Origin of the sequence: Thioalkalivibrio denitrificans, assembly GCF_002000365.1 — a bacterium.
GTDB lineage: Bacteria > Pseudomonadota > Gammaproteobacteria > Ectothiorhodospirales > Ectothiorhodospiraceae > Thioalkalivibrio_A > Thioalkalivibrio_A denitrificans.
On the sequence record NZ_MVBK01000046.1, the window covers coordinates 59,373 to 66,479 of the forward strand.

Here is a 7,107-nt window from a genome sequence, read left to right on the forward strand (position 1 = left end):
AGGACCCCAAGGATCGGGTAACCTGTCCTGCCTCCGAAAGTCCCAAAATTGCCCATGTCCCAGGATCGTATCCGTATCTTCGGCGCCCGTCAGAACAATCTGAAGGGCCTGGACCTCGAATTGCCCCTGAACGAGCTGATCGTGGTCACCGGGGTGTCCGGCTCCGGCAAGTCCTCTCTGGCCTTCGACACGGTCTACGCGGAGGGACAGCGGCGTTACGTGGAGACCTTTTCTCCCTACGCCCGGCAGTTCCTGGATCGTATGGACAAGCCGGCAGTGGACCGTATCGAAGGCGTGCTGCCGGCCATCGCCATCGACCAGACCAACCCGGTGCGCACCTCGCGCTCCACCGTGGGCACCATGACGGAGCTCAATGATCACCTGAAACTCCTCTACGCCCGGGCGGCACACCTGCACTGTCGGGGCTGCGGCGCGCCCGTGCGGCGGGACAGCCCCGAGTCCATCGCCGACGAGTGGCTTACGCGAAAGGAATCCGGAGCGGGGCGCGTCATGGTGGTCTTTGCGGTGCCCGTGCCCGAGAATTTCTCGGCCCAGGAGGTGAAGGGGCACCTGAGGGCGCAGGGCTATGAACGCCTGCACGTGGACACGGGTACACGGCTGGAGGTGATCCAGGACCGCCTCCGGGTCGAGCCGGGCAATCGGGGGCGCCTGGTGGAGGCCCTTGAGACAGCCCTGCATCATGGCCAGGGTCGCGTGCGCGTCTACCCGCTGGGTGAGGACCGCGAACCGCTCGCGCCCATGGACTATTCCGCCGACCTTCATTGCGCCGCCTGCGACCTGCATTACAGCGAACCCACCTCCAACCACTTCTCCTTCAACTCCCCCATCGGCGCCTGCGAGGCCTGCCGGGGATTCGGCCGCACCATGGGCATCGACCTGGACCTGGTGATCCCGGACGGTCGGATGAGTCTCGGTGACGGGGCAGTGAAGCCCTGGCAGACCGACGCCTACTACGAATGCCAGGCGGAACTGAAGGTCTTCGCCCGCAAGCGGGGCATCCCGCTGGATGTGCCCTGGGATGATCTGAGCGATGAACAGCAGGCTTGGGTGATCGAGGGGGAAGGGGACTTCGACGACGGCGTCTGGTACGGCATCCGGCGCTTCTTCGACTGGCTGGAGACCAAGAGCTACAAGATGCACATCCGGGTGCTGCTGTCGCGTTACCGCAGCTACGAGCCCTGCAAGGTCTGCCAGGGTGCGCGGCTCAAGCCCGACAGCCTGCTCTGGCGTCTGGGCACGAAAGCCGATGCGGACGGCGTTCTGCAACCCGGTGCCCGCTTTCTGCCGGCGGGTGTCTCCTGGTCCCGACCACGGCTCGAGTCCCAGCCGGGCCTGTGCCTGCATGATCTCATGCAAGTACCCCTGGCGCGCTGCAAGGCCTTTTTCGATCACCTCCATCTGCCGAAGCCACTGGATGAGGCCACCGACCTGCTGCTCGCCGAGATCCGCGCGCGCCTGAACTATCTGTGCGAAGTGGGGCTCGGCTATCTCACTTTGGACCGCCAGTCCCGGACCCTGTCCGGCGGCGAGGTGCAGCGCATCAACCTGACCACGGCGCTGGGCACCTCCCTGGTGAACACCCTGTTCGTGCTGGACGAGCCTTCCATCGGCCTGCATCCCCGGGACATGGACCGGGTGGTGGGTGTGCTGCGCCGGCTGCGGGATGCGGGCAATTCCCTGCTGGTGGTGGAACACGACCCCCAGGTGATGCGCGCCGCGGACCGCATCCTCGACATGGGACCCGGCCCGGGGGAGCGGGGCGGGGAGGTGGTGTTCTTCGGCACGCCGGCGCAGATCCTGCGTTCCCGCCAGTCCCTCACCGGTCAGTACCTGAGCGGCCGCAAACAGGTGGCCTTGCCGTCCGCCGGCCTGCCACCGGATCGGGACACCGTCTGGCTGGAACTGCACGGCGCGGTCCAGCACAACCTCAAGGGCATCGACGCGCGCTTCCCCCTGGGCCGCCTGGTGTGCGTCACCGGCGTGTCCGGCTCCGGCAAGTCCACCCTCATCCAGAACCTGCTCTATCCGGCGCTGGCCAAACTCAAGGGGCGCCCGGAGTATCCCGCCGGCGCCTTCGGCTCCCTGAGCGGTCACGAGTCCCTGGACGCGGTGGTGATGGTGGACCAGTCCCCTATCGGCCGCACCGCCCGTTCCTGCCCGGCCAGCTACGTGGGCGCCTTCGACGCCATCCGCAAGCTGTTCGCCGAGGAACCGCTGGCAAAGGAGCGCGGCTACACCGCCGGCACCTTCAGCTTCAACTCCGGCAATGGCCGCTGCCCGGTGTGCACCGGCTCCGGTTTTGAATACGTGGAGATGCAGTTCCTCTCCGATGTGTATCTTCGCTGCGGCGAGTGCGACGGCAGGCGCTACCGGCCCGAGGTGCTCCAGGTGAAGGCCCTGGGCGCGGAGGGGCACGCCGCGGATCTCTCCGGCGTGCTGGAGATGACCGTGACCGAGGCCCTGGCATTCTTCGCCCATGTGCCTGAGATCCAGCAGAGCCTGGAACCGCTGGCGGCGGTGGGCCTGGAGTACCTGCGCCTGGGCCAGCCGGTGCCGACCCTGTCGGGCGGGGAGGCCCAGCGCCTGAAGCTGGCCGGGCATCTCGTGAGACACACGGGGAGGACTGTAGGTCGGGCTTGTTCGGCGCATCCCTGCGCCTCACCCCAAGGGGGCTCGCGCGACGAATCGCTCCCGGCGATTCGTTCAGCCCGACAGCAGAGTGTCCCGGAGCCAAATGGGCGTCGGGCTAAAGCCCGACCTGCAGAGCGCGGCGCCACCCTGTTCCTGCTGGACGAACCCACCACCGGCCTGCACTTCGAGGACATCGCCCGGTTGCTCAAGGCCCTGAGGCGCCTGCAGGCGGAGGGCCATTCCCTGATTGTCATCGAGCACAACCTGGACGTGATCCGCGCCGCCGACTGGCTCCTGGATCTCGGTCCCGAGGGCGGCGACGGCGGCGGTGAGATCGTCTGCGAGGGCACGCCGGCGCAGGTGATGGACCACCCCGGTTCCCATACCGGCGCGGCCCTGCGCGCCGAGGCTGCCGGCGGCATCTCGGAGTCGTCGGCACCGTCGTATCGCAAGGCCGCGAAAAACGTCCCCGCCGAGATCCGTATCAGCAACGCCCGGGAACACAACCTCAAGGGCGTGGACATCCAGGTGCCCCGCGACCGCTTTACCGTGGTCACCGGCGTGTCCGGCTCGGGCAAGAGCACTGTGGCCTTCGACATCCTGTTCAACGAGGGCCAGCGCCGCTACCTGGAGTCCCTGAATGCCTACGCCCGTTCCCTGGTGCAGCCGGCCTCGCGCCCCGAGGTGGACGCGGTCACCGGCATCCCCCCTACGGTGGCCATCGAGCAGCGCACCAGCCGCGGAGGACACAAGAGCACTGTGGGCACGCTGACCGAGGTGCACCACTTCCTGCGCCTGCTGTACGTGAAACTGGGCACCCAGTACTGCCCGGACTGCGACGTGCCCATCGAGCCCCAGACCCCGGAGGCGATTCTGGCCGCATTGCTCAAGCAGTGGAAGGATCGGGAGGTGCACGTGCTGGCGCCCCTGGTCTCGGCCCGCAAGGGCTATTACACGGACCTGGCACGCTGGGCCCGCAACCGGGGTTTCAGCCATCTGCGCGTGGACGGCGAGCTGATCCCCACGGATCCCTGGCCGCGCCTGGACCGCTACCGGGAACACGACATCGAACTGCCGGTGGCGAGCCTCAGGGTGACGCCCAAGGCCGAGGCTGCGCTGCGCGAGGCCATCGCCCGGGGCCTGGATCTTGGCAAGGGCATGATCCGCGTCGCACCTGTGAACGGCCGGGGCCGTTCCCCCCACCCCGGCCCTCTCCCGCGTGCGGGAGAGGGGGACGAGAAGGTGTCGCTGCACGACGGTCGTGCCAAGGGCCGCGCCGAGAAACTCTACTCCACGGAACGGGCCTGCCCGTCCTGCGCCCGGTCCTTCGACGTGCCGGACCCGCGCCTGTTCTCCTACAACGCCCGCCATGGCTGGTGCCGCACCTGTTTCGGCACCGGCGTGGTGCTGAAGGGCTTCGACGAGGCCCACAGCGGCGAGGAAGGGGAGTGGCTGGAAGAAGGCGAGTCGCGCCAGACCTGTCCCGCCTGCCACGGCCAGCGCCTGCGGCCCGAGGCCCTGGCGGTGCGTTTCCGGGAACGCTCCATCGGCGAGCTGTCGGCCCTGCCGGTGAAGGCGGCACGCGCCTGGTTCGAGAAACTCAAACCGAAGGCGCGGGAATCCGCCATCGCCCGGGACATCCTGCCCGAGATCCGCGGCCGCCTAGCCTTCCTGGAACAGGTGGGGCTGGGTTATCTGAGCCTGGATCGCGGCGCGCCGACACTCTCCGGCGGCGAGGCCCAGCGCATCCGCCTAGCGGCGCAGCTGGGCACCAACCTGCAGGGGGTCTGCTACATCCTGGACGAGCCCACCATCGGTCTGCACCCACGGGACAACCGCATGCTGCTGGACACCCTGCATCGCCTGCAGGCCAAGGGCAACACCGTGGTGGTGGTGGAACACGACGAGGACACCATCCGCAGCGCGGAGCACGTGATCGACCTGGGTCCCGGCGCAGGCGAGCGGGGCGGACGGCTGGTGGCCCAGGGCAGCGTGAAACAGGTGATGAAGGCGCCCGAGTCCCTCACCGGGCGCTTCCTGGCCCACCCCCTGCTACACCCGCTGGTGGCACGGCGGCCCACGAAGGCGGGCCAGGCACCGGCCCTGACCATCGAGGGCGCGTGTCTCAACAACCTGCGAATCGCGGCGGTCTCCATTCCGCTCAATCGCCTGGTGTGCGTCACCGGAGTCTCCGGCTCCGGCAAGTCCACCCTGGTGCGCGAGGTGCTGTACCGGAACCTGGCGGAGCGGGTGGGCAAGCGGGGGCGCAAACCGGCGCTCACCGGCTGCGCCGCCCTGGAGGGCTGGCAGGACCTGGAGCGGGTGCTGGAGGTGGACCAGACCCCGATCGGGCGCACGCCGCGCTCCTGCCCCGCCACCTACGTGGGCGTGTTCGACCGCATCCGCAAGCTGTACGCCGAGACCCCCGAGGCGCGCCTCAGGGGCTGGAACGCCTCGCGGTTTTCCTTCAACACCAGCGGGGGACGCTGTGCCGTATGCGAGGGCCAGGGGGTGCGGCGCATCGAGATGAGCTTCCTGCCCGACGTGGTGGTGCCGTGCGAGGCCTGTGGCGGCGGGCGCTACGCACGGGAGACCCTGGAGGCGCGGTTCAAGGACCGCTCCATCGCCGATGTGCTGAACATGAGCGTGGACGAGGCCGTACCATTTTTCATCGCCCATCCCGCGGTTCACCAGGCCCTGCGACTGCTTCAGGACGTGGGGCTGGGTTATCTGCGCCTGGGGCAGCCCAGCCCGACGCTCTCGGGCGGCGAAGCCCAGCGCATGAAGCTGGTGACAGAACTTTCGCGAAGCATCAGTACCTTCGCCCGCTCCGCAGACCAGGCCCGCCCTACGGTTCGATCCTCGTCCCGGACCGGGTCACGCGGCAGCCTCTACGTCCTGGATGAACCTACCGTGGGTCTGCACATGGCCGACGTGGAAAAGCTCATCCGCGTGCTGCACCGGTTGGTGGAGGCGGGTCACTCGGTGATCGTCATTGAGCACAATCTGGACGTGATCGCTGAGGCGGACTGGATCATCGACATGGGCCCGGAGGGGGGAGATCGGGGTGGAAGAGTGGCGGGGCAGGGCGCGCCGGAGGTCATTGCCCGGCGCAGATCGCATACCGGGCGCATGCTCAGGGGGTTCATCGCCGGCCCCGGCGGGCGCCCGGTCGATCATACGAGATCTGCAGATGCAGATGGTAATCGGAATCGCTCGCAACGCGAATCTCTGCAGCGATGAGTATGTCCCCGAGAGGATCGATTTGCGGTGGGCGGCATCGTTCGGCCCATCGTAACGTGGTATGGTTTCGCGATGAAACGGACCTACGGGAGAGCATCATGAGCCACGAGGCGGATCCCGGTCACGATGCCGACCGGGCGGTGGAGTTTATGCTTCATGATCATGAAGAGGCGGTGCGCCTGCTGGAGCGGATCGTGGAGAATCTTGCCGCCAGCACCAGTGAGGAGAATCCCGAGTTGCGCAGGGATCTGCGGGACTTCATCGAACACACCCGGGCGCATTTCAACCGGGAGGAATCATTGATGAAGGAAGTCGGCTATCCGCCGTTGCCGGTGCACAAGCAGGAACACGATCAGCGTCTGGAAGAACTGGTGAGTTTTCTGGATGATCTGGACGCGGGGGTGGTGAGCCTGAATGAACTGCGGGAGCTGTTCATGGGCCGCTTCCTGCCGTGGTACCGGCGCCACTGCGCCACCATGGATGCGGCCACGGAGAAATTCGTGAAGGGTCAGGGCAGGGGAAGCGAACCGTCCTGACGCCCGCTTCCGGCCGATGGGTGTATCACGGCGTGACGTTGAGCCGGCGTGCGAGGTTGTGCTCCCGCTTGTTCGTGAGTTGCTCCAGTGTCACGTTGTCCAGCGTGGCCATGAAGGCGTCGCGTGCCTCCATGAGCACGTCCTTGAGCCGGCAATCCGGCATGATGGCACAGGCCGGCGCCACGCAGTTGATGATCTCCAGGTTTTCCTCCATGTCGCGCACCACGTCACCGATGCGTATCTCTTCCGCCGGCCGCCCAAGCCGAATGCCGCCGCTCTTGCCCTGGAACGTCTTGACGTGTCCGGTGCGACCCAGTTGGTGAACCACCTTGACCAGGTGATGACGTGAAACCTGGTAGGCCTCGGCGATCTCACTGATACGGCTCAGCCTGCCCGGGTTGACGGCCAGGTAGATCAGCACGCGCAGGGCGAAATCGGTGTGACGGGTCAGCTGCATGGGGTCGGCCGGGTAATCATGTGGAGCCCACGGCACCGTTGCCGGCTAACCCCGGAAACGAGACAAGGCATGGAGAACCCTGTGGCATCAATCATTATGCCACTTAAACATGCACTTCAGCCCCATGTAATGACCGATGTCAAGAAACCGGTAGGCCTCCGGTCGGAACGTGGGGTCTCCGGCGCCGACGACTAGCCCGCATATCTCACCACCGTTCGT

The 7,107-nt window shown here is 67.0% G+C and carries 3 protein-coding genes; 2 read left to right on the forward strand and 1 reads right to left on the reverse strand.

Annotation, left to right across the window (positions count from 1 at the left end; all coding sequences use genetic code 11):
* Positions 1-54 precede the first annotated feature (54 nt).
* The gene (gene uvrA / locus B1C78_RS08625; protein WP_175628260.1) at positions 55-5,895 is read left to right on the forward strand and encodes an excinuclease ABC subunit UvrA; all 5,841 of its coding nucleotides are present in this window, start codon (positions 55-57) and stop codon (positions 5,893-5,895) included.
* A 98-nt stretch (positions 5,896-5,993) separates the two neighbouring features.
* Positions 5,994-6,431, forward strand: a complete 438-nt coding sequence (locus B1C78_RS08630; protein WP_077278758.1) for a bacteriohemerythrin — start codon at positions 5,994-5,996, stop codon at positions 6,429-6,431.
* A 25-nt stretch (positions 6,432-6,456) separates the two neighbouring features.
* On the opposite strand, the gene B1C78_RS08635 is transcribed toward B1C78_RS08630, so the two are convergent.
* The gene (locus tag B1C78_RS08635; protein WP_077278759.1) at positions 6,457-6,888 is read right to left on the reverse strand and encodes an Rrf2 family transcriptional regulator; all 432 of its coding nucleotides are present in this window, start codon (positions 6,886-6,888) and stop codon (positions 6,457-6,459) included.
* Positions 6,889-7,107 lie beyond the last annotated feature (219 nt).

Coding starts and splice junctions, on each gene's coding strand:
- uvrA (WP_175628260.1), top strand. CDS start 55: ATGTCCCAGGATCGTATCCGTATCTTCGGCGCCCGTCAGAACAATCTG.
- B1C78_RS08630 (WP_077278758.1), top strand. CDS start 5,994: ATGAGCCACGAGGCGGATCCCGGTCACGATGCCGACCGGGCGGTGGAG.
- B1C78_RS08635 (WP_077278759.1), bottom strand. CDS start 6,888: ATGCAGCTGACCCGTCACACCGATTTCGCCCTGCGCGTGCTGATCTAC.